General features: G+C 65.6%; 20 protein-coding genes. 15 read left to right on the forward strand and 5 right to left on the reverse strand.

Features of this window, described 5'->3' with window-relative positions; all coding sequences use genetic code 11:
• Positions 1-18 precede the first annotated feature (18 nt).
• From VMD50_RS19000 to VMD50_RS19030, 7 genes are read left to right on the forward strand one after another with little or no spacing between them, the layout of a single operon-like run.
• Positions 19-1047, forward strand: coding sequence for an MCE family protein (locus VMD50_RS19000; protein WP_325429582.1), 1029 nt, complete (start codon positions 19-21; stop codon positions 1045-1047).
• Positions 1044-2402 carry an MCE family protein gene (locus VMD50_RS19005; RefSeq protein ID WP_325429584.1) on the forward strand — a complete coding sequence of 453 codons (1359 nt, stop codon included), beginning with the start codon at positions 1044-1046 and terminating at the stop codon, positions 2400-2402. Before VMD50_RS19000 ends, VMD50_RS19005 begins: the two co-directional genes overlap by 4 nt.
• Positions 2399-3796 (forward strand): virulence factor Mce family protein, encoded by a 1398-nt coding sequence (locus tag VMD50_RS19010; RefSeq protein WP_325429586.1) that lies wholly within the window; start codon positions 2399-2401, stop codon positions 3794-3796. Before VMD50_RS19005 ends, VMD50_RS19010 begins: the two co-directional genes overlap by 4 nt.
• On the forward strand, positions 3793-4947 hold the full coding sequence (locus tag VMD50_RS19015; protein ID WP_325429588.1) for a virulence factor Mce family protein: 1155 nt from the start codon (positions 3793-3795) through the stop codon (positions 4945-4947). Before VMD50_RS19010 ends, VMD50_RS19015 begins: the two co-directional genes overlap by 4 nt.
• A 1-nt stretch (position 4948) precedes the next feature.
• Entirely contained in the window at positions 4949-6448 is a 1500-nt protein-coding gene (locus tag VMD50_RS19020; protein WP_325429590.1) for an MlaD family protein, read from the forward strand.
• Positions 6412-7047 (forward strand): Mce protein, encoded by a 636-nt coding sequence (locus tag VMD50_RS19025; protein ID WP_325429592.1) that lies wholly within the window; start codon positions 6412-6414, stop codon positions 7045-7047. Before VMD50_RS19020 ends, VMD50_RS19025 begins: the two co-directional genes overlap by 37 nt.
• Positions 7048-7106: 59 nt before the next feature.
• On the forward strand, positions 7107-7751 hold the full coding sequence (locus VMD50_RS19030; protein WP_325429594.1) for a hypothetical protein: 645 nt from the start codon (positions 7107-7109) through the stop codon (positions 7749-7751).
• 49 nt (positions 7752-7800) lie between these two features.
• Here VMD50_RS19030 and VMD50_RS19035 read toward each other — a convergent pair whose 3' ends face one another.
• Positions 7801-8274 carry a hypothetical protein gene (locus VMD50_RS19035; protein ID WP_325429596.1) on the reverse strand — a complete coding sequence of 158 codons (474 nt, stop codon included), beginning with the start codon at positions 8272-8274 and terminating at the stop codon, positions 7801-7803.
• Positions 8275-8307: 33 nt separating this feature from the next.
• Complete coding sequence (locus VMD50_RS19040) at positions 8308-8679, reverse strand: DUF732 domain-containing protein (RefSeq protein ID WP_325429598.1); 372 nt, start codon at positions 8677-8679, stop codon at positions 8308-8310.
• A gap of 253 nt (positions 8680-8932) precedes the next feature.
• On the opposite strand from VMD50_RS19040, the gene VMD50_RS19045 reads away from it, so the two are divergent.
• Positions 8933-9415: a CAP domain-containing protein gene (locus VMD50_RS19045; protein ID WP_325429600.1), complete on the forward strand. Its 483-nt coding sequence runs from the start codon at positions 8933-8935 to the stop codon at positions 9413-9415.
• A gap of 59 nt (positions 9416-9474) precedes the next feature.
• Here VMD50_RS19045 and VMD50_RS19050 read toward each other — a convergent pair whose 3' ends face one another.
• A complete protein-coding gene (locus tag VMD50_RS19050) occupies positions 9475-10269 on the reverse strand; it encodes a FadR/GntR family transcriptional regulator (protein WP_414686121.1) in 795 nt (264 codons plus the stop codon).
• A 265-nt stretch (positions 10270-10534) separates the two neighbouring features.
• On the opposite strand from VMD50_RS19050, the gene VMD50_RS19055 reads away from it, so the two are divergent.
• The 6 genes from VMD50_RS19055 (at position 10535) to VMD50_RS19080 (ending at position 16949) form a co-directional block, all read left to right on the forward strand.
• Positions 10535-10945 (forward strand): enoyl-CoA hydratase/isomerase family protein, encoded by a 411-nt coding sequence (locus VMD50_RS19055; protein WP_325429604.1) that lies wholly within the window; start codon positions 10535-10537, stop codon positions 10943-10945.
• A 1-nt stretch (position 10946) separates the two neighbouring features.
• Entirely contained in the window at positions 10947-11945 is a 999-nt protein-coding gene (locus tag VMD50_RS19060; RefSeq protein ID WP_325429606.1) for an NAD(P)H-dependent flavin oxidoreductase, read from the forward strand.
• Positions 11946-12202: 257 nt separating this feature from the next.
• Positions 12203-13453, forward strand: a complete 1251-nt coding sequence (locus VMD50_RS19065; RefSeq protein WP_325429608.1) for a cytochrome P450 — start codon at positions 12203-12205, stop codon at positions 13451-13453.
• Between the two features lie 7 nt (positions 13454-13460).
• Complete coding sequence (locus VMD50_RS19070) at positions 13461-14567, forward strand: NDMA-dependent alcohol dehydrogenase (RefSeq protein ID WP_325429610.1); 1107 nt, start codon at positions 13461-13463, stop codon at positions 14565-14567.
• Between the two features lie 45 nt (positions 14568-14612).
• A complete protein-coding gene (locus VMD50_RS19075) occupies positions 14613-15683 on the forward strand; it encodes a phosphotransferase (RefSeq protein ID WP_325429612.1) in 1071 nt (356 codons plus the stop codon).
• A gap of 114 nt (positions 15684-15797) precedes the next feature.
• Positions 15798-16949 carry an Rv3169 family protein gene (locus tag VMD50_RS19080; RefSeq protein ID WP_325429614.1) on the forward strand — a complete coding sequence of 384 codons (1152 nt, stop codon included), beginning with the start codon at positions 15798-15800 and terminating at the stop codon, positions 16947-16949.
• A gap of 6 nt (positions 16950-16955) precedes the next feature.
• Here the strand turns inward: VMD50_RS19080 and VMD50_RS19085 are convergent, their stop codons facing one another.
• Positions 16956-19154, reverse strand: a complete 2199-nt coding sequence (locus VMD50_RS19085; protein ID WP_325429616.1) for a molybdopterin oxidoreductase family protein — start codon at positions 19152-19154, stop codon at positions 16956-16958.
• A 323-nt stretch (positions 19155-19477) separates the two neighbouring features.
• Here VMD50_RS19085 and VMD50_RS19090 point away from each other — a divergent pair, with 323 nt between their 5' ends.
• Positions 19478-20962 carry a cytochrome P450 gene (locus VMD50_RS19090; protein ID WP_325429618.1) on the forward strand — a complete coding sequence of 495 codons (1485 nt, stop codon included), beginning with the start codon at positions 19478-19480 and terminating at the stop codon, positions 20960-20962.
• A 57-nt stretch (positions 20963-21019) separates the two neighbouring features.
• Here the strand turns inward: VMD50_RS19090 and VMD50_RS19095 are convergent, their stop codons facing one another.
• Complete coding sequence (locus tag VMD50_RS19095) at positions 21020-21790, reverse strand: SDR family NAD(P)-dependent oxidoreductase (RefSeq protein ID WP_325429620.1); 771 nt, start codon at positions 21788-21790, stop codon at positions 21020-21022.
• Between the last annotated feature and the right edge of the window lie 125 nt (positions 21791-21915).

Genomic DNA, 21915 nt, shown 5'->3' on the forward strand with positions numbered 1-21915 from the left:
GCGAGGGAGAAAGCAGACATGCGAGAGAACATTCGCGGCTCGCTGTGGCGGTTCGCCGTCTACGCGGTGGTGTGCCTGCTAGCCGGGATGCTCGTCTTCCTGGTCTTCGGCCAATTCAGGTTCCAGGACGAGAAGACCTACAACGCGCACTTCGCCAACGTCTCCGGCCTGCGCAACGGAAACTTCGTCCGCATCGCTGGTGTCGAGGTGGGCAAGGTCAAAAGAATCTCCTTGCAACCGGATTCGACTCTGCAAGTGCAGTTCTCGGTGACGCGGTCGGCGGTGCTGACCGAAGGGACCCGCGCCGCCATCCGCTATGACGACCTGATCGGGGGAAGGTTTCTGTCCCTGGAAGAAGGCGCGGGCGGCGTCAAAACGCTGCGTCCCGGGGACACTATCCCGTTGGCTCAGACCGAGCCGGCGCTGGACCTGGACGCGTTGATCGGCGGCTTCCGGCCCCTGTTCCGCGCGTTGGACCCGGACCAGATCAATGCGTTGAGCGGTCAACTGATCGCGGCCTTTCAGGGCCAGGGTTCGACGATCAGGTCCTTTCTCAGCCAAGCCGCCGCGTTGACCAACACCTTGGCCGACCGGGATCAGCTCATCGGTCAAGTCATCACCAACTTGCGGACCCTGCTGGGGTCGCTGGGCGGCCAAAGCAAGCAGTTTGCCAAGGCCGTCGACTCGCTTTCGGAACTGGTGCAGGGTCTGGAGGCGCGCAAGCAGGACATCAGCAATGCGGTCGCGTACGGCAACGCGGCCGCCGGGTCGGTCGCCGACCTGCTGGCACAAGGCCGCCCGGCGATCGAGAAAGCGGTCCACGAGATCGACCGGACCGCCGGACTCATCGACGCCGACAAGGATTTCGTCGACAATCTGCTCAATACCCTTCCCGATGCGTACCAAGTGGCCGGCAGGCTGGGCCTTTACGGCGACTTCTTCAGCTTCTACCTGTGCGACCTCCTGCTGAAGGTCAATGGCAAGGGCGGCCAGCCCGTGTACGTCAAGGTGGCCGGCCAAGACACCGGGAGGTGCACGCCGAAGTGAAGACGTTCTCCGAACGCAGTCCCCTCAAGGTCGGCACGGTCGGGATCGGCATGACACTGGCCGTGATGTGGCTGGCGCTGAACTACCAGAAATTGCCGCTGATCGATCAGACCACGGAGTACTCCGCCTATTTCGCCGAAGCGGGCGGTCTCGCCTCGGGTAACCCCGTGCAGGTCTCGGGTTTTCGGGTGGGAAAGGTGGCCGCCGTCGAGCTCACCGGTCGGCGGGTGCTGGTCAAATTCAAGGTCGACCGCGGGGTGCGACTGGGCGACCGCAGCGAGGCCGCGATCAAGTTGAAGACGCTGCTGGGATCCAAGCTCCTCGAAATCACCTCACGGGGCGATGGACGGCTGAGCGGTCCGATACCGCTCGACCGGACCACCTCCCCTTATGAGCTCCCCGAGGCGCTCGGCGATCTCTCGACAACCATCAGCGGCTTGAACACCGATCAGCTGTCACATTCGCTGGAGGTGCTGTCGCAGACGTTCTCCAACACACCGCCTGACCTACAGGCCGCGGTGCGGGGTGTGGCACGGTTCTCAGAGACGCTGAGCAACCGCGACGCCGAGCTTCGGGCCTTGTTGGGGAACGCGAGCAAGGCGAGCACCGTGCTTGCCGAACGCAGCGACGAAGTGGTGCGCCTCGTTGCCAACAGCAACTCCCTGCTGCTCGCGCTGAAAAGCCAGAGCAGCGCACTGGACCAGATCTCGAACAACATCGCGGCGGTGGCGCAGCAGGTCAAGGGATTCATCGCCGACAACCGGCAAACGCTCAAACCCGCTCTGGACAAACTCAATTCGGCGCTGACCATCGTCGACAATCGCAAGGAGCGGGTGCAAAAGGCGATCAAGGGCCTCAACGGCTACGCGCTGTCGCTGGGTGAGTCGGTTTCGTCGGGGCCCTATTTCAAGGCCTATCTGGCCAACCTGCTGCCCGGCCAGTTCGTGCAACCGTTCATCGACGCGGCGTTCTCCGATCTGGGGCTGGATCCCAGCGTCTTGCTGCCCTCGCAGCTGACCGACCCGCAGACCGGCCAGCCGGCGACTCCGCCGCTACCGATGCCGTTCCCCCGCACGGGCCAGGGCGGAGAGCCGCGGTTGACGCTGCCCGACGCGATCACCGGTAACCCCGACGACCATCAGTGCGGTGCCCCCGGAGTGCCGTTGCCCGGCCCGGGCTGCTACCCGTATCGCGAGCCACCGCCGGCCCCACCGCCCGGCGGCCCGCCGCCGGGGCCCCCGGCGCTGACGCCGCCCGGTCCGCATGCGTCCGTCCCCACGCCACCGGGGCCGGTCGAGCAACCCGCTCCCGGGCAGGCACCGCCGTCTGCTCCGGGTGGAGGTGGTAGCCGATGATGCGGTCGCCAAGAGCCAGAGTCGGCGTGGCAGTCCTGCTGGCGGTCACGCTGATCGGCGGCATTGTCGCTGTGGTGCAGGACGCGACGGGCGCCGGGCGCACCAGCGTCACCGCCTATTTCGACAACACCAACGGGATCTATCCCGGCGACAGCATCGTGGTGCTCGGGGTGCCGGTCGGCAAGATCGAGAAGATCGAACCTCAGCCCGACCGCGTCAAGGTCTCGTTCTGGTACGCGGACAAGTACAAGGTGCCCGCCGACGCCAAAGCGGTGATCCTGTCTCCGTCTCTGGTGACGGTTCGGGCCATCCAGCTGACACCCGCCTACGATGGTGGACCGGCGCTGCAGGATCACGCGGTGATCCCGCGGGAGCGCACGGCAGTGCCGGTGGAGTGGGACGACTTCCGTCAGCAGCTCGAAAAGCTCACCAGCACACTGCAACCCACCCAACCCGGCGGCGTCAGTACGTTGGGTGCGTTCATCAACACCGCAGCTGACAACCTGCGCGGCCAGGGTTCCGGCATCCGCAACACCATCATCAAGTTGTCGCAGGCGATTTCGGCACTCGGCGACCACAGCGGCGACTTGTTCAAGACGGTCAAGAATCTTTCGGTCCTGGTCTCGGCGCTGCATGACAGCGGCGATCTGCTGCAGCACCTGAATCAGAACCTGGCCGCGGTGACCAGACTGCTGGCCGACGACCCGAACGAGGTCGCCAAAGCCGTGCGGAACCTGAACGACGTGGTCGACGACGTCACGAACTTCGTGGCCGAGAACAGGGAAGCGCTGGGTGCCACGTCGGACAAACTCGCGTCGGTGTCCAGCGCGGTGGTCGAGAGCCTCGACGACATCAAGCAGACCCTGCACGTCGGCGCGCCGGCGTTCCAGAACTTCGCGAACATCTACCAGCCCGCCAACGTAGCGCTGACCGGGGTGGTCGCGGTCACAAACTTCGCCAATCCCGTCCAGTTCCTGTGTTCGGCGGTGCAGGCGGCTTCGCGGTTGGGTGCGGAGCAGTCGGCGAAGCTGTGCGTGCAGTACCTGGCGCCCATCTTCAAGAACCGTCAGTACAGCTTCCCGCCGATCGGCATGAACCCGTTCGTCGGCGTGATGGCGCGGCCCAACGAAGTCACGTACAGCGAGGACTGGTTGCGGCCGGATTACGTTCCCCCACCCGGGCCGCCGCCGACCGAGCAGTGGCGCACGGTGCCGCCGCCGCCCAACGGGCCGTTGCCGCCAGCGAACAGGATCTACAACTACTTCGGCAACGGGATGGTCGACCCGGATCACGCGAATCCACCGTTCGTGCCGGCCAGACCCCCGAACCCCATACCGACCGATCCGACCGACGGGCTCAAGGGGATGATGGTGCCGCCCGGGGGTGGACAGTGAAACGGTTCCTGTCCTGGAGACGCGTCGGTGCCGGCGCCGCAGCAGCGTTGTGCGCGGCCGCGTTGTCCGGTTGCGGTGCGTTGCGAGATTTCCACGGGGCCAACTCGTTGCCGCTGCCGGGCACCAAGGGCGGGGGACCCGGGGCCTACACGATTCAGGCGCAACTGCCCGATGTGCAGAACCTCAAAGAGAATTCGCGGGTCCGGGTCAATGACGTGACGGTCGGCAACGTGACCAAGGTGGAACTCCAGGGCTGGCACGCGCTGGTCACCATGACGGTTAACGGCGACGTCGACCTGCCTGCCAACGCGACCGCCACAATCGGCCAGACCAGCCTGCTGGGCTCGGTGCACGTCGAATTGGCGCCACCGAAGGACATTCCACCGGTCGGCAAGCTGAAGAACGGATCCCTGATTCCCCTGTCGTCGGGAGCCGCTTTCCCCTCGACCGAACAAACGCTGGCCGCCGTGTCGATGGTGCTCAACGGCGGCGGCCTGGGCAACGTGCAGGACATCACCAAGGCGTTGAGCACCGCGTTCTCGGGCCGGGAACAGGATTTGCGGAGCCTGATCGGGCAGCTGGACAAGTTCGTCGGCTACCTCAACGACCAGAAGGACGACATCATCGCGGCCACCGACAGCCTGAATGATCTGGTCGGCCAGTTCGCCGGGCAGAAGCCGGTCGTCGACAAGGCGCTCAAGACCATCCCCGACGCGCTGGCCGTGCTGAAGAACGAGCGGGAGAACCTCGCCAACGCCTTGGCCGAACTCGGAAAGTTCAGCGCGCTTGCCGCCGACTCCGTCAATCAAACCAAGGAGAATCTGGTCAAGGAGCTCAAGGACCTCGGCCCCGTGCTGCAGTCCCTGGCCGACGCCGGGCCGGCCCTGACCCGCTCGCTGGACTATTTCGCGACGTTCCCGTTCCCGAAGCCGACGATCAGCAAATGGGTCCGCGGCGACTACGGGAACTTCACCGCCATAGTCGATTTGACCCTCAGCCGCATCGACAACTCGCTGTTCACCGGTACCCGTTGGGAGGGCAACCTGACCGAGCTCGAGTTGCAGTGGGGCCGCACGATCGGGCAGGTGCCCAGCCCTTACACGGCGCGCAATCCACTTGTGGCGCCATATCATTTCGACCAGGGGCCGTGACATGCTGACCCGGCGAATCAAGATCCAGATCATGGTCTTCGTGACGATTGCCGTCGTCGCAGTAGCGATCGTGTTCTTCGGCTACCTCAAGATCCAGAGCACATTTTTCGGCATCGGTCGTTACACGGTCACGGTGCAGCTGCCCCGGGCCGGCGGCCTCTACGCGGGCGGGAACGTCACGTACCGGGGCGTCACCGTCGGCCGGGTGCAGGAGGTGCGGTTGACCGCTACCGGCGCCGAGGCCGTGCTCCAAATGGATTCGGATGTCGGCATTCCCGCGACGGACCTCGCCGCCGAAGTGCACAGCGTGTCGGCGGTCGGCGAGCAGTACCTCGCTCTGACGCCACACAGCCGAACCGGTCCCACGCTGACCAACGGCGACATCATCCCCGTCAGCCACTCGAGCGTACCGCCGGACATCAACTCGTTGGTGGCGGCGGCCAACCGCGGCCTGCAAGCCATCCCGCGCGACAACCTGAAAACGGTGGTCGACGAAAGCTATCTCGCATTCGGCGGGCTGGGCCCGGAACTTTCCCGGCTGTTGAACGGCACCACCAGCCTGGCAATTGAGGCGAGAAAGAACCTTGATTCGCTGACCACGCTCATCGACGAATCCAAGCCGGTGCTGGACAGCCAGACCGACTCCTCCGACGCGGTGCAGGCCTGGGCGTCCAACCTCGCCAACGTCACCAAACAATTGCAGACACAAGATTCCGACGTTCGGGGCGTGCTCGCGAAGGGTGCCCCCGCGGCAGAGGAAACACGCCAACTGTTCGACCGACTGCAGCCGACGCTGCCCATCGTGCTGGCCAACCTGGTCAGCGTGGGGAAGGTGGGGGTGGCTTACCGTGCGGACCTCGAGCAGCTATTGGTGGTGCTGCCGGCCGCAACGGCCGAAGGGCTGGCGACCATACTGCCCGACCGCAAGATCAAGTCGAGCTATCCGGGGCTGAACCTGAGCTTCAACTTGAACCTGAATCTCCCTCCGGCGTGCACGACTGGATACCTGCCCATTCAGCAGATGCGGTCGCCTATCTTCGAGGACCATCCGGACCGTCCCGACGGTGACATGTACTGCCGGATACCGCAAGATTCTGCCCTGAATGTGCGCGGGGCCCGCAATTACCCGTGCGAGACTCGCCCGGGCAAGCGCGCCCCGACGGTGAAGATGTGCGAAAGCGACGAGGAGTACGTGCCGCTAAACGAGGGTTACAACTGGAAGGGCGACCCGAACTCGACGTTGTCGGGGCAGGACATTCCCCAGGCCGCAACCCCGCCCGCACCGGCGGCCGCGCCCGCTCCGTCCGGTAACCGTTCGACCGCGGCGGCACCGTCCCCGCCCGGCCCGGCTACCCCGCCGATCGCCGTTGCTGAATATGATCCCGCCACCGGCACGTATTTTGGACCAGACGGTCAGGAGTATCGGCAAACCGATCTCGTCCGTCCCGCCGACCAGGAGCAGACATGGCAGCAGATGCTGATGCCCCCGAAGGGCAGATGAGCACCGGCGGCGGCGACGCCGACGACACTGAAGGCGCTGAGGCTTGCGCGACGGACGCGGACCATTCCGCTGCCGTCGAGGAAGACGAGGATGCCACACCGGCTGGACGGCGGATGTCGCCCGTGCGGCTGGCAACGCTGCTGGGTATCCTCGCCGTTGTCGCCCTCGGGGGAGTGGTCGGATGGCTGGGGTTCCAGACGTACCAGCTGCGTCAGGAACAGCAACAGCGCGAGCTGTTCTTGCGGGTGGGCCGGCAGGGTGCGGTGAACCTCACGACCATCGACTGGCAGAACGTCAACCACGACATTCAACGTATCCTGGACTCGGCGACGGGCCCTTTCTACGACGACTTCTCGAAGCGTTCGCAGCCCTTCATCGATGTGGTCAAGAAGGTGCAGTCGAAATCGGTGGGTACCGTCACCGAGGCGGGCCTGGAATCGGTGTCGGCCCACGAAGCCCGAGTGCTCGTCGCCGTCTCCGTCAAGACGTCCAATCTCGGCGCGGAAGATCAGCCGCCACGGGCCTGGCGAATGCGAATCGACGTGCAAAAGGTCGATGACGGGGCCAAGGTCTCGAACGTCTTGTTCGTGCCGGCATGACGGCGCGGCTCGGCGAGGCGGCCGACGAAACGAACGACCGAGAAAAGGAATCAGACGCTGTGCCTGTTGACGCCGAATCCGCGACCGGTGCGGATGTCGTGACGGTTGCCGAAGAAACCACCGACGACGCCGAGCACGACACGGGGCAAAGCGCCCCCGCCGAGGAGTCCGGCGAAGACCGGGGCGGCGAATACCGTAGTCCGGCGAAACCCCCACGCAGGATCAGCTTTTCGCGCCTGTTGGTTTTCGCGGTGCTCCCGGGTGTGGTGTTGTCGCTCGCGGGGACGGCAGGCTACCTGAAGTGGCAGTCCGCCTCCCTTCGTGCCTCGCAGGCCGCCGACATCGAGTCGGTGGCGGTCGCCAAGGACGGCACCATCGCCATGCTCTCCTATCAACCCGATACCGTTGATAAGGACTTGGGGGCCGCCCGCGACCGGTTGACCGGAACGTTCAAGGAGTCCTACACGCAGCTGACCCAGGACGTGGTCATCCCCGGGGCCAAACAACGGCACATCTCGGCGGTCGCCACCGTTCCCGCTGCGGCTTCGGTGTCGGCGAGCCCAGCCCATGCGGTGACGCTGGTGTTCGTCAACCAGACCGTGACCGTCGGCTCGGATGCCCCCAGCGCCACCGCCTCCAGCGTCCGGGTAACGCTGGACAAGGTCGGCGATCGGTGGCTGATCAGCGGATTCGACCCGATCTAGGCCAAAGCCGTTGCGGGCCACGGCGTAACCCGCAACGTGCCGGTGTTTCTCACAGGGTGAACGACGTCGGCCCGAAGGACTGGCAGATTTTGTGCACCGGTCCGGTGGTGCTGTGACTGACCGGATCCTCGTACAGGTCCGCACAGCCTTGGCCCGTTACCACGTAGGCCGCGCCCGGCCGGTACGGATAGTAGATCAGCGCCGTGGCCGAGCCGGCCTTATGGCTGCACTGCTCTGGTGCGTCATCTCCCTTGATCGACAAACATACGACCGAATCGTTGGGAACGGCGTCCATGGTGCACGGGCCCGGCTTCAAGGTGGCTAGCACCATGCGCGTGGTCGATACCTGAACGACTTGCGGCGGAGTCAGTACGAACGAGCACGAACCGGACGCGCCTTCCTGTGACGGCGATGCATGCGCGCCCGCCGCGGCACCGACGCTTGCCAGTGACAGCGCGCCCACCGTCGAGAGCAATGCGCGCGGGCGAAGCAGGGGAGGCATCCGGCCGCCCGAACGGTTCACGAATCGATTTACGCTCAACCTCGTACCCGGGTCCTAGGATTCGGCGGGCGGCTGGTAGTGCGCCGCCGAATTGCGCAGCTGCCAGATCTGGGCGGGACACAGCAGGTTCACCGCGTATGACACCAGGTAATTCGCGGCGAACTCGTCGTTGGGCGTGACGTCCCTTTTCACATCGCCCATCACCTGTGCGTAGCCCTCGCCCCTGCTGACCTTGTCGCAGATGCTATAGCCGTAGCCGATGGCGTCGTTGTTCGGAAAGTTGTACTGGCGGCGCACCGCGACGTCGTACAGGTACTCGACTCGAGGGTCCGGGGCGGCGTGAGCGCGGGGGGCCAGCGGCTGGGCCGTTCCGCCGCTGGCGGCAGCGGCGATCAACACACCGGCGAACGCCCCGCGGCGTGCCATGGCTGAACGTCGGCGCGGTGTGTACCGGCGGGCGTCCGCCTCGTCGCTGCGGCGCAAAGCAAGGTAGGGACCCAATGTCATCACCTCTGGCACGACCCGGCCGGATACGTGAGTCTAGTCCAACAACTTCAACCAAGTTATAATTCTTTGGTTCAATCGTCGCAAGCACGAGATCAGGACAGCCATGAAACGGGGCCCCGAAAGACGGCGATCATTTGGTCATTCATCCTCCCGTTCCGCGCTATCCCGTTCGGTGCCAGCACTTCTGGCCGGTGCGGTCGCGTGCTCGGCACCGCTGGCACTTGCCGACAACGGCAACACTGTCGTACCCAACAACGCCCGACTCAACAACAGCGTCTACGTGAACATCAACACCGCTCAACGTCAGAACGGCTGCACCACCGACTCCAAGATGGACAACCGGCTCACGGATGCCGCGCGCCGGCACACGCTGGACGTCCTCAACAACCCCGACATCAACGGCGACGTCGGATCCGACGGGTCGACTCCGCAGGACCGTGCCCGCGATGCCGGTTTCCGGGGTAGGGCCGCCGAAACCGTGGCGATCGTGCCGTCCCTGGCAATCAACGGCATACAGATCCTCGGCCAGTGGTGGTGGGACCCGCCGTCGCGAGCCCTGATGCAGGATTGCGCCAACACCGCCATCGGGGTCTGGTCGGAGAACAGCCTCAACCGCTCGGTGTTGGTCGCCATGTACGGCCAGCCCAGCATGTAGGTATAGAAGCCTGCCAACCGCGTTGTCGCACTGTGGCTCTCGGGGCTGACCAGAGCCGGTCAGTCGATGACGTCGCGGACCTTGATCGTCGGAAGCACCCGCAACAAGACGCTGCGCGTATTGTCCATGTGGCGGCGCCAATGGGCTTCAGCCGCGTCGTCGTCGCGGGCCCGGAGCAGCTCGATGAGATGGCCGTAGGACCGCATCAACTTCTCGAAGTCCGGCTTTGGGACGCTGCGCTTGCGCGCGACCGCCACGGCGGTATGTCTTTCGGTGATCTCGTGGAGCATGCCCGCGATCATGCTCAGCGTCACGTTGCCCGACAGCTCGACCAGGCGGCGGTGGAAGTGAGACGTGGCCGCGGCGAATCGCGAAGCCTCCGCGGATGCCGGAATGTCTTCGAGCATGATGCGCTCGAGTTCGTCGAACGCCTTTGTCTTGCCGTTGGACGCCAGTAGCCGTGCGGCCAGTGGCTCGATCGCGGAACGGGCGACCAGAACGTCGGCGATGGTGGCGCCCGACAACTCCAGCAGCAGACCGGCGGGGCGTGCCACGATTTCGGGTCCCGGCACCCGCACGCGGGCACCGGTCCGCGAGCCGCGCCGCACCTCGACCAGCCGTTCGGACTCGAGCACCCGCACCGCCTCGCGCAACGTCGGGCGGCTGACACCGAAGTGGTTCATCAGGGCGGGCTCATTCGGCAGAAAGTCGCCGTCCTTGAGCTGGCCGTCCACAATCATCCGGCGCAGCGTCCGCGCCACCAACTCCGCGGTCTTCGGTGTGCGCACGCTCTGACTCCCGGGCACCGTGAGGTTTCCGGTTCCCAAGGGGGCGAGCGGCGGAAGTGATGGCACCGGAACTCCCAATATATCTTTTCTGCCACATATCTTTTCTGGCACGCAACCGCCGGTGTCATCCACCGCACAACAGTCGATACAGCTTAGTCATACAGCCAGTCTAACAATTTGAAATCGACGGGATCGCGCGCTCACTATCAGGCCGGCATTTTCGAATGCCAGCGGGATATCAAGTCCGTCCGCGCCGGCTTGACGCAGAGCGCACCGGCGCGGAAGACTGCTGACCTAGTCAACCAAGTGGGCTACCTAGGGGTTTTTTCGAATGCCGTCCGCTGACTTCGCCGAGGTCTCATTCGGCGACGCCGAAGTGCCGGGCAAGGCGATCGGATTGGGGCTGCATCTGGCGGATATGTGTGACTTCACCGTGGCCGACCATTACGCGGGTATCGCCAAACAGTTCTGCGAGCGCGAGGTTTTCGTCGACAGCGGCGGGTCGGACCTGCTGCCGCGCCTTGTCGGGTTGCGCCGGGCAAGGCAGATGCTGCTGCGGGGTGCGGTGCACGACGCGGCCAACGCGGCCGAGTCGGTCGCCGCGACTACCGGACTCGCCACCGAACTGGCTGCCGGAACGACGTTTTCGCTCAGCCACACCGATCAGTTACTGAACCACCGCGCGGCCGCACACCTCGACGAGGCGGTGTGGTGGCGCGAGCCGGTGTTCGGCGGGCATTGAGATGGCGCTCGCCGAGGGTTTCCGCAGCCGGTTGACGCTTCCGGCGGTGTGCGCCCCGATGTTCCTGGTGTCCGGGCCCGAGCTCGTCGGGGCGGCCTGCAAGGCAGGCCTGATCGGCGCGCTGCCCCGCCAAAATGCACGCGACATAGACACTTTCGCGGATTGGCTACGGGAGATCCGCGCCGAGCTGGACCGCCACGCCGAGGAGCACCCCGGCGCGCGGATCGGGCCGATCGCGGTGAACCTGGCCACTCGGTTCGACGAGGACGAGCTGGCGGCCAACCTGGAGCTGTGCTCGCGCTACGGCGTGGAGATCGTCATCTCGGCGCAGGGCGACCCGGCCGAGCTGGCCCGGCGGGTCCACGATCGGGGCGGGATGATCCTGCACGACGTGACCTCGTTGCGGTTCGCCGAAAAGGCTATCCAGGCGGGTGTGGACGGGATGACGTGCATCGGCGCCGGCGGCGGCGGGCACTCCGGCACGATCAGCCACCTGGTGCTGATCCCGAAGATCCGTGCGATGTTCGACGGCATCATCGTGATGGCGGGCGCCATCACCACCGGCGCGGCCATCCGTGCGGCCGAGATCCTCGGCGCGGACCTGTCCTATCTGGGCACCCGGTTCATCGCCACCCGGGAATCGCGTGCGGCCGACGCCTACAAGGCGATGCTGGTTGCGGGAACGTCCGCGGACCTGATGTACACCGCTGAAATCGCTGGGGTGGCGGCGAATTGGATGACCGACTCGATGCGGGCAGTCGGCCTCGACCCGATGAACCTACCCAGGGCGGCCGTCGGCAAGATCGGCTTCTCCCATCTGCCCGAGGATGTCAAGCCCTGGAAGAACCTGTGGTCGGCCGGCCAGGGGATCGATCTCATCGACGACATCCCATCGGTCGCCGACCTCGTCACCCAGTTGCGCCGCGAATACGTGGCCGCCTGTGAAACGCCGGACATGGCCGACGTCGCCCGGCTCGTCGACGAGGCCACGCGGCGCTGACGCCGGGCCCCGAGGCCGCCGCCCCGCCGAGATCGTCAGGGAGCCGCGTCGGCGGCGCAATCAGGAAGCACGTGCGACCGTTGAGTCCCGCTGATGCTTCTTGACGACGGGGCACCTTCCGGTCGGCCAACGAATCGCCCCCTGCGCGCATTCGGGATGAGTCACTGCGTTCCCTTGCCGATACGCGATTTTGAGCATATTCTCAAATTTGACCACACGCTCAATACCGGGTTTCCGTGTTGCCGGAAGGAGCATGCATGAGCCCAACGGCCGAGATCACAGGCTTTCGCCCCGATCGCCTGTTCACACACTCGAGGAACTTCACGGATATGGACACGTGGCACAGCGTTGCCGCAGTTCTGCGCCGGGCCGGGCCTGTGCACCACTATTCCGACAAAGACTACGGAGAGTTCTGGGCGGTCGTGCGCCACCAGGCACTGCTCGAGGTGAGTCGACAGCCGCAGATCTTCCCGAACACGGAGGATGCCGCCTTCATCGGCGCCGGCGGCAGCAGTTACCAAGCCATGCAGCAGGATTTACCGTTCGAGATCAAGACGCTGCTGAGCATGGACGGAGATGAGCACACGAAGTACCGCAAGGTGGTGGTCGATTGGTTCAAGCCGGCTGCGGTGCGCCGGCTTCAGGTCGCCATCGACGATCTGGTGGCCGAGGCGATGGCCCATCTCCGCTCGCGCGATGGCCTGTTCGACTTCGCGATGGACATCGCGGTGCCGCTGCCGCTGCGGGTGATCATGGAGATGCTCGGAGTGCCAAGAGAAGACGAACCTCTGATGCTCAAGCTCACCCAACAGATGTTCAGTGCCGCCGATCCCGAGTTGGGTTCCGGCGCCCCGTTCGAGGCGATGGGCGAGATGGCCGCCTACTTCGTCGAACTCGTTGCCGCCCGCAGGAAGAATCCCACCGACGATCTGACGTCCGCCATCGCCAATGCGACCATCGACGGCGAGCCGATCGAGATGCTCGCCATGATGGGACTTTTCGCCGTGCTCGCGTCTGCAGGGCATGACACCACGTCCTTCGCTATGGCAGGGGGGGTCGAAGCGCTCGCTCGCGATCCAAGGGAGTTCCAGCGCCTGCGCGACGATCCGACCCTCGCCGGGAACGCCGCGCACGAGGTGGTTCGACTCACCAGCCCGGTTCGACACTTCACCCGCCTCACACAGCGCGACACCGAGATCGCCGGGCACCGGTTCAGGGCGGGCGATCGCATCCTGCTCTCATACCCCAGCGCAAATCGCGACGAGCGCGTCTTCCCCGATCCCAACCGACTCGACGTCGGGAGGCCCAACGCCACCGTCCAAGTCGGCTGGGGGCACGGCAAGCACTACTGTCTGGGAGCGCGTCTCGCCGAGATGGAGATCTCGTCGCTCCTCCGGGGCCTCGCCCGCGAGGTCGAATCCATCGAGCTCGACGGAGAGCCCCAGTGGACCGTCGGTCACTTCGTCAGCGGCGTCAAACACGTGCCGCTTCGGTGTCGGGTGGTGTGACATACCGATGAAGACCAAAGCAGCCGTGCTGTGGGCGCGAAACCAAAAGTGGGAAATCGAGGAGGTCGAACTCGACGACCCGAAGCAGTCGGAGGTGATGGTCAAGCTATCAGCCGCCGGTCTGTGCCATTCCGACGAGCACCTGGTCACCGGCGATCTGCCGGCTTTGGGTCCGATCGTCGGCGGTCACGAAGGGGCCGGCGTGGTCGTACAGGTCGGTCCCGGGGTTACCGATGTGGCCGAAGGCGATCCCGTCGTGCTGAGCTTCATCCCGACCTGTGGCCGCTGCAAACCGTGCGTGCGGGGCATGAGCAACCTGTGCGATCTGGGCTTGTACTTGCTGCTCGGCCCGCAAATGGACGGCACCCACCGGTTTCACGCACGCGGAAAAGGCCTGGGCCAGATGTGCTTGCTCGGCACGTTCTCGGAATACACCGTGGTGCCGACCGCATCGGTGATCAAGGTCGGCGACCGTGTCGCCTTGGACAAGGCCGCGCTGGTGGGTTGCGGCGTAACCACCGGCTACGGCAGCGCGGTCAACACCGGGGAGGCCGGCGACGGAAGCACCGTCGTGGTGATGGGCGTCGGCGGCATCGGCGTCAACGCCGTGCAGGGCGCCCGGATCGTCGGCGCGCGCAACATCGTTGCCCTGGATCCGGTGGAGTACAAGCGCAGGCGGGCAACCGAATTCGGAGCCACCCACACGGCAGCCGACGTCGGGCAAGCGCACAGTGTTATCCAGCAGCTGACGTCGGGACAGATGGCCGACGTGTGCGTGATCGCCACCGACAACGCCGAAGCTTCCTACGTCGGGCAGGCGTTGAGCCTGGTCGGCAAGCGGGGCCGGGTCGTGGTCACCGCGATCGGCCACCCTGCCGACACATCGGCAAACATGTCGCTGCAGGAGCTCGCCCTGTTCGAAAAGCAGGTCCGCGGATCGCTTTTCGGCTCGTCCAACCCGCGCACCGATATCCCCAAGATGTTGGACCTATACGAGAGCGGCCAGCTCAAACTCGACGAGCTCATCACCCGGGAGTACTCTCTCGAAGACATCAACCAGGGCTATGAGGACTTGCGCAACGGCGTCAATCTGCGTGGTCTCATCCGCTACTGACATCAGCCACGGCTTTGGCCACGTCTTCTCAGGAGGTGTCCTGCCGTGAAATCTGTCGAGGTGCACCAACCCGCCCTGCTCATCGCCGGGCCCGACGGCATCACCAGCGCCTGGCTGTGCGAGGTCTTGGGGCGCGACAACCTGCACGTCGCTGACACGCAGCCGATCGGAACGGGCCAGATGAGCCAAACCCATCGCGTGACGTATCTGGATGGCACGGGCAACTCGGGTACGGTCGTCGTGAAGTTGGCCTCCGACGACCCGCCCAGCCGTGCCGCCGGCGTCGGAGTGGGCGCGTACTTCCGTGAAGTGACCTTCTACCAGCGCCTCAATCGACAGATCGACGGCCCGACGCCCGAATGCTACCTCGCCGAATACGATCCCGAGCAGGGATGGTTCACCCTCGTTCTCCAAGATGCCGCCGAGTCGCGGCAAGGCGACCAAGTCTCCGGATGCGATCCGATCACGGCCGACAAGGCGATCCGTGCTTTGGCGCGGTTGCACGCCCCGGTCTTCGACGACAAGACGATCGGCGCCAGTGATTATCTCAATCTCCCCAATCCGATCAATCAGGCGTTGCTGTCGGCGCTGCTGCCCGGGTTCTTCGAGCGCTATGGCGACCTGATCGCGCACGAACATGCCGAGGTCTGCCGTCGCTACGTCGAGGTCGCCGATGCCCACACCGCCGACATCCGTGGCCCGCGCGGGCTCGTGCACGCCGACTATCGCCTCGACAACCTGCTGTTTGACCGCAACGGGGAATGCACGGTCGTGGACTGGCAAGGGGTTCAGTGGGGCCCCGCGATGCTGGACGCCGCATACTTCATCGGTGGAAGCCTGACCGTCGAGGACCGGCGCGCTCACGAACAGCGGCTGGTCCGAAGCTATTTCGACACTTTGTCGGAGAACGGCGTCACCGACTTCGGCTGGGACCGGTGCTGGGCAGAATACCGCCGGCAGGTCTTCTGGGGCGTTGCGATGACGGTCGCGGCGTCAATGGTCGTCCAACGCACCGAGCGCGGGGACGCGATGTTCATGGCCATGCTGCAGCGGGCATGTCAGCAAGCACTCGATCTCGGCTCGCTGGATCTACTCCCCGAGGCCGGCCGGAGCTGAATCACGAGCCGAGACGCCGGCCCCCGATGGCACAAGAACCCTACCGCCGAAGGGATTCGCCATTTGTAATTCCAGTTCCCGATCGCCAGTTAGCACACCAGGAAGAGCCAACCCATGTTGATCGCTTTCGATGACTACCCCGTGCATCAGACGTCGCTGCCATTGGCCCAATCCGGCAACGGCAATCCCCAATTCTATGATCGCTTCTGGTTCAACGGGTTCCGTGAAGACCTCATGTTGGGTGTGGCGTTCGGCTCGTACCCCAATCGCCAGATCATGGATGGCGCGTTCTCCGTGGTCCACGATGGCCGCCAGCGCTCGGTGTTCGCGAGCGGTCGCATGAATCCGAGCCCGGTCGACACCGCAATGGGACCAATTCGCATCGAGATCGTCGAACCCATGCGGGTCAACCGGGTGATCGTCGATGCGCCACAGCACGGGCTGGCCGCCGACTTGACGTATACCGCCGTGACCCAGGCCATCGAGGAGACGCGGCAAATCTCCTACGAGGGGGCACGGTTGTTCATGGACGCCACCCGCGCCACCCAATGGGGAACCTGGACGGGCGCCCTGGAAGTCGACGGTGACACCATCGATCTGGGCGCCGACGGCATCCGCGCCGTGAAGGACCGGTCGTGGGGTGTGCGATCGATCAACAGTTGGTTGGAGGGCGCACCCGGAAAGCCACCGGAGGTGCTATTCCTCTGGGCCCCAATTCATTTCGAAACGTATTGTTTTCATTTCCTGGTGGCCGAAAGACCGGACGGCTCGACCTGGGCCCATGATGCACTGGTCGTCCCGAAACTGGCCGCCGACGAGATTCCGGCAGATCCCGTGCCGCTTGCGCGCGTCGAGCACCGGATCGACTGGGTCCCCGGCCAGCGCCGTTCCCGAGGCGCCACCCTCGTCATGCATGCACTCGACGGCACAGTCGACGAGATGCGGCTGGAGTCGATCGGCACCTTCCAGATGAAAGGACTCGGATACGGCCATCCGACCTGGGGCCACGGCGCCTGGCACGACGAACTGGCAACTGGAGGTGAGTCCTACGACCTGGAATCGCTGAACCCATTGGCGATCGAGAATCTTCATGTCCAACAGCCTGTCCGAGCCTACTGGCGCGGACAGCAGGGGCTCGGCGTCTTGGAGCAGCTACTGATCGGCACACACCGCCGTTACGGATTCACCGATTTTCTCGGCGGGGCACCAACGCATGCAACATCCGAATCCGAGGGCCTCACTCGGGGCGGGAACGCCGCGGGGTAAGAGTTGCTAACCCATCGCGCCCACGGCCTCCGGTGCCGTCGGCGTTGGGACGGCGGCCTCGACGCGGACCGGAACCGCGTTGTAGGCGGCGTTGCCGGTGAGGCGGTCGAGGACCGACGGGTCGGTGATGTCGTTGACGCTCGCGCCGCCGTTTGCCGCCGCCCGCCGCCAGCCCACGCGGGGGCGGCCGTGCCCGAACCCGTGGGGCACCGAAACGACGCCCGGGCGGACCTCGTCGCTGACCTGAAGCGGCACCTCGATCGCGCCGACCGCCGAGGCGACGCGGACGCGGTCGCCGTTGGTCAGGCCACGGGCGGCGGCGTCGTCGGGGTGCATCAGCGCGGTGCAGCGGTCGGGCCCCTTCATCAGCCGCGGGCTGTTGTGCATCCACGAGTTGTTCGAGCGCAGCTGACGACGGCCGATGAGGGTCAGGTCGAAGCCGTCCGCGATCGCGGCCTCGTGCTCGGCGGCGATGTCGTCGAGGCGCGCGGTCTCGGCGAGGAACGCCTGCGGCGCCAGCCGCACGCGTTTCCCGCGCGTGCGCAGCAGCCCCGGAAGTCGCGGCTCGAGCGGGCCGAGATCGATGCCGTGGACCGATCTCCGGATCTTGCCGACCGTCAGTGAGCGCAGCGGCCCGCGCCGCAAGATCCCGTAGGGCCCGGCGCGCAGCGCGAGACCGGCGAGGCGGTCGGGGGTGAGCACCGCGCCGAGCGCCCGGACGAGCGCGTTGCGGGCCCGTCCGGCCCGGCCGGTCCCGATGCGACCGGCGAGCTCCCACAAAATCTCCCAGTCGGTCCTGCCGCCCGGATCGGCCGGGACGGCCACGGGGTTGTAGCGGATGTGGTTGCGCACCGAGATCGCGGGGACGATCAGGTCGATGTCGTTGCACTCGAGCTGGGACAGCGGGGGCAGGATGACGTGCGCGTGACGCGAGGTCTCCGTGATGTACATGTCGACGGCGACGAAGTGCTCGAGCGCCGCGAGCGCTTCGTCGAGTCGCTTGCCGTTCGGGGTGGACAGCACCGGGTTGCCCGCGTGGCAGAGCAGCGCGCGAACCTGCCCGGCGCCGGGTGTGAGGATCTCGTCGGCCAGGCCCGCGACCGGGAACTCGTCAAGGAAGCCGGGGAGGCCGCTGACGCGTTGCCGACGGTGGCTCCACTTGCTCGCGACCGGCAACAGCCCCAGCGCGCCGATCGCATCGACCGGCGATCTCGGGAACATCATGCCGCCGGGGCGGTCCAAGTTGCCGGTCACGACGTTGAGCGCGTTGATGAGCCAGTGGGTGAGCGTGCCGGTCGTCTGCTGGCAGACGCCGACGCGCCCGTAGGCGATCGCCCGCGGCGCGGCGGTGAACTCACGTGCCAGGCGCACGATTGTGTCGGCGTCGACGCCGGCGTGCTCGGCGGCGCGGCCGGGTGCCCAGGGTCCGGCGACGGCCTCGAGGTCGGCGAGGCCGTCGACATGTCCCTGCAGCCGTCCAAGCGCGACCAGATCCTGCTCGAAGACCGTGTGCAGAATGCCGAGCAGCAGGTAGGGGTCCCCGCCCGGGCGGATCGAGACGTGTTCCGAGGCGTGGGCGGCGGTTTCGGTGCGGCGCGGATCGACGACGACAACGCGGCCGCCGCGCTCACAGATGGCGCGCAGGCGGCGCCCAGCAGCGGGCGCCGCCATCCCCGAGCCGTTGGACACCGCCGGGTTGGCGCCGAACATGAGCATGTAGCTCGTGCGGTCGATGTCCGGTATCGGCAGGATCGCCAGGCTGCCGAACATCTCGTGCGAGCACCGGTGCTGGGGGAGCGAATCGACCGACAGGGCCGAGTAGTTGTTTGCGCTGCGCAGGAGTGCGCGGATGGCGATCATGGGCACGATGCCCGACGAATGCGCGCCCGGGTTCCCGAGGTAGGTCGCGACGGCGTCTCGGCCATCACGTTCGATGATCCGCCGCAGACCCCCGGCCGCCAGCTCGAACGCCTCGTCCCAGCCGACCTCCACGAACCGATCGCCCGCCCGCTTGACCGGGCGCCGCAGGCGGTCGGGGTCCTCATAGATGTCGGCCAGCGCCGTGGCCTTGGGGCAGATGTACCCGCGTGACATCGCGTCGTCGTGGTCGCCCGCGATCCGCAGCACAGTGCGGCCCTCGACCTCGACGTTGATGCCGCAATGCGCCTCGCACAGCGTGCACTGCCGGTGAACTGTCGTTGCCATCGTTCTGCCGCCTCCCACGCGACGCGTCCGGAGGGTCCCGAACGCCGTCACATCACGGAGCCGGCCTACACCGTTGCCAGGCGCCAGGCGAATCGCACCGACCGCTGCGTGCGCTTGGCGATCAGGGTAGAAACGTGCCCCGTTCTGAGTCTATTCTCAAATTTGACCACGCACTCAATACTGTACTGTACGCGTAGGAAGCCCTTGCAGCCCAGCGCCGATCGTGAGTCCCCGGGCGTTGCCCGATCACGACCGACTCGATGCCGGAGGGCACACCGTCGGCGTCCAGTACCTGGTCTCACAACGGTTCGAAAGGTCGTCAGATGGCAGCATTGCGCACCCGCGACTATCTGTTGTTTCAGGCCAAGCGCCGCGTGCCGACCATCAACAACATGCCCGGGATGGGTCGTGTCGAGAAGCGGCTGCTCGAGGTCGACTGGAAGCAACATGCGCTGGCCAAGCCACCGGCCGGCAGCGGATTGAAACCAGTCATGAGCGACTATGGTCTGCCGATCCTGGGCAACTACCTCGAGATGTTTCGCGGAGGCCCCAACTACGGTCTGCATCTTTACCGCAAACATGGCCCGGTGTACATGGCCGGGGCCGGCGGGTCGGTCATCGCCTCGGTCTCAGCCCTCGGTCCCGACGCCATCCAGGCCGTGTTCGCCAACAAGAACAAGGCGTTCTCGCAGAAGGGTTGGCAGGTGCCCATCGGGCCGTTTTTCAACCGAGGGCTGATGCTGCTCGACTTCGACGAGCACCTGGCCCACCGCCGGATCATGCAGGAGGCGTTCACCCGCAGTCAGCTGGCGGGGTACGTCCGGCACATGGACCGGGTCGCCGCCCAGGTTGTGGCCCACGACTGGCCGGCCAACGAACCCCGATTCCTCTTCTATCCCGCGGCCAAGGAGCTCACGCTCGACATCGCGTCGCTGGTGTTCATGGGCCACGAGCCGGGCACCGACCGAGACCTGCTCGCCAAGGTGAACCAGGCCTTCACGATAACCACCCGCGCCGGCAACGCGCTCATTCGCTACCCGGTTCCCCCGTTCAAATGGTGGCGCGGCCTTCGAGCCCGCAAGTTGCTCGAGGAGTACTTCACCGACCGCCTCAGGGAACGGCAGAACAGCGAGGACAACGACCTGCTCGCGGTGTTGTGCCGCACCGAGGACGAGGACGGAAACAGCTTCACCGACGAGGACATCGTCAACCACATGATCTTCTTGATGATGGCGGCCCACGACACCTCCACGTCGACCACCACCACGATGGCCTACCACCTGGCCGCTCACCCGGAATGGCAGGAACGTGCCCGCGACGAATCGGCGCGGCTCGGTGATGCCCCGCTGGACATCGAGTCGCTGGAAAAGCTGGAGACACTCGATCTGGTGATGAACGAGTCGTTGCGGCTGGTCACTCCGGTGTGGGGTCTGTTCCGGGAGACCGTGCGCGACACCGACCTGCTCGGCCACTACTTACCGGCGAGAACGCATGTCACCATCTGGCCGGGGGTGAACCATTTGCTGCCCGAGTTGTGGACCGAGCCAAGGAAATTCGATCCGGAACGGTTCGCCGAGCCGCGCGCCGAGCACAAGAACCACCGCTACGCCTTCGCTCCGTTCGGCGGTGGTGCGCACAAGTGCCTCGGCATGATCTTCGGCCAGCTGGAGGTCAAGACCATCGTGCACCGGTTGCTGCGCAGGTACCGCCTTGAACTTTCCCGCCCGGGCTACCAACCGCGCTGGGACTACGCGGGAATGCCGGTACCGATGGACGGCATGCCAATCGTGTTGCGCCCCTTGGGTTAGTGGGCCACGTCGTGGCTGATTGCGACGTCGCCTGGGCGAGTGGTGAGATGGCAGCCGCTAGCGGGGCGTTCCGCCGCCGTCGACGATGAGGACCTGCCCGGTTACGTAACTGCCGGCATCAGAAGTCAATAGCAGTGCCGGACCGATCATTTCGTCGGCGGCCGCCAAGCGGCGCATCAGCGTCTGGTTGACCATTCCGTCGATCACCGGCTGCGGGTTCTGCTGCATCATGTAGGTGTCGACCGGTCCGGGCGCCAACGCGTTGACGCGGATGCCGAACCGGACGAACTCGGCGGCCATCGAGCGGGTGAACGACATGAGGGCAGCTTTTCCCGACGCGTAGATCGACAGGTGGGGCGCGAAGATGAACGCACCCACCGACACCATGTTCAGGATCGCGGCGTGCTCGCTGTTCTTGAGGTGTGGCAATGCCTCTTGCACAAGGAATATGGGACCGCGCACGTTGACGTCGTAGGACTTGTTGAAGGCGTCGGCACTGATCTGGCCGAACGGCTGCGCCAGCGGGTTCGCGGCGTTGTTGACCAGGACGTCAATCCCGCCGAACTCGTCGACCGCGCGATCAACGAGGGCTTTGAGGTCGTCGAGCTCGCCGAGATGTGTTGGCACGCCGATGGCTTGGCCCCCGAGATCCCGCAGGCGATTCGCGGCCTCCTCGCATGCGTCCGGTTTACGGCTGGCCACGACGACTTTCGCGCCGGCCAAGACGTAGCCTTCGGCGAGCGCGAGGCCGATGCCCCGGGTACCGCCCGTTATGACGACGGTGCGATCGGTCATGTCGAACAGCCGGCCAAATGACTTGCGATCCACGCGTCAAGTAGAGCAGATGGCGATGACCGTCGCCCGCGCGGCGCGGCGCCGACGCCAAAATCACCAATTCCGTTGGGATTTGGTAGCTGCCGTCCCGCCGTGTGTTCTCGGCTGCGAGCACACCA

This window comes from Mycobacterium sp. (genome assembly GCF_035506235.1).
Taxonomy (GTDB): domain Bacteria; phylum Actinomycetota; class Actinomycetes; order Mycobacteriales; family Mycobacteriaceae; genus Mycobacterium.

Coding starts and splice junctions, on each gene's coding strand:
- VMD50_RS19000 (WP_325429582.1), top strand. CDS start 19: ATGCGAGAGAACATTCGCGGCTCGCTGTGGCGGTTCGCCGTCTACGCG.
- VMD50_RS19010 (WP_325429586.1), top strand. CDS start 2,399: ATGATGCGGTCGCCAAGAGCCAGAGTCGGCGTGGCAGTCCTGCTGGCG.
- VMD50_RS19020 (WP_325429590.1), top strand. CDS start 4,949: ATGCTGACCCGGCGAATCAAGATCCAGATCATGGTCTTCGTGACGATT.
- VMD50_RS19025 (WP_325429592.1), top strand. CDS start 6,412: ATGGCAGCAGATGCTGATGCCCCCGAAGGGCAGATGAGCACCGGCGGC.
- VMD50_RS19040 (WP_325429598.1), bottom strand. CDS start 8,679: ATGGCACGCCGCGGGGCGTTCGCCGGTGTGTTGATCGCCGCTGCCGCC.
- VMD50_RS19055 (WP_325429604.1), top strand. CDS start 10,535: ATGCCGTCCGCTGACTTCGCCGAGGTCTCATTCGGCGACGCCGAAGTG.
- VMD50_RS19060 (WP_325429606.1), top strand. CDS start 10,947: ATGGCGCTCGCCGAGGGTTTCCGCAGCCGGTTGACGCTTCCGGCGGTG.
- VMD50_RS19065 (WP_325429608.1), top strand. CDS start 12,203: ATGAGCCCAACGGCCGAGATCACAGGCTTTCGCCCCGATCGCCTGTTC.
- VMD50_RS19070 (WP_325429610.1), top strand. CDS start 13,461: ATGAAGACCAAAGCAGCCGTGCTGTGGGCGCGAAACCAAAAGTGGGAA.
- VMD50_RS19080 (WP_325429614.1), top strand. CDS start 15,798: ATGTTGATCGCTTTCGATGACTACCCCGTGCATCAGACGTCGCTGCCA.
- VMD50_RS19085 (WP_325429616.1), bottom strand. CDS start 19,154: ATGGCAACGACAGTTCACCGGCAGTGCACGCTGTGCGAGGCGCATTGC.
- VMD50_RS19090 (WP_325429618.1), top strand. CDS start 19,478: ATGGCAGCATTGCGCACCCGCGACTATCTGTTGTTTCAGGCCAAGCGC.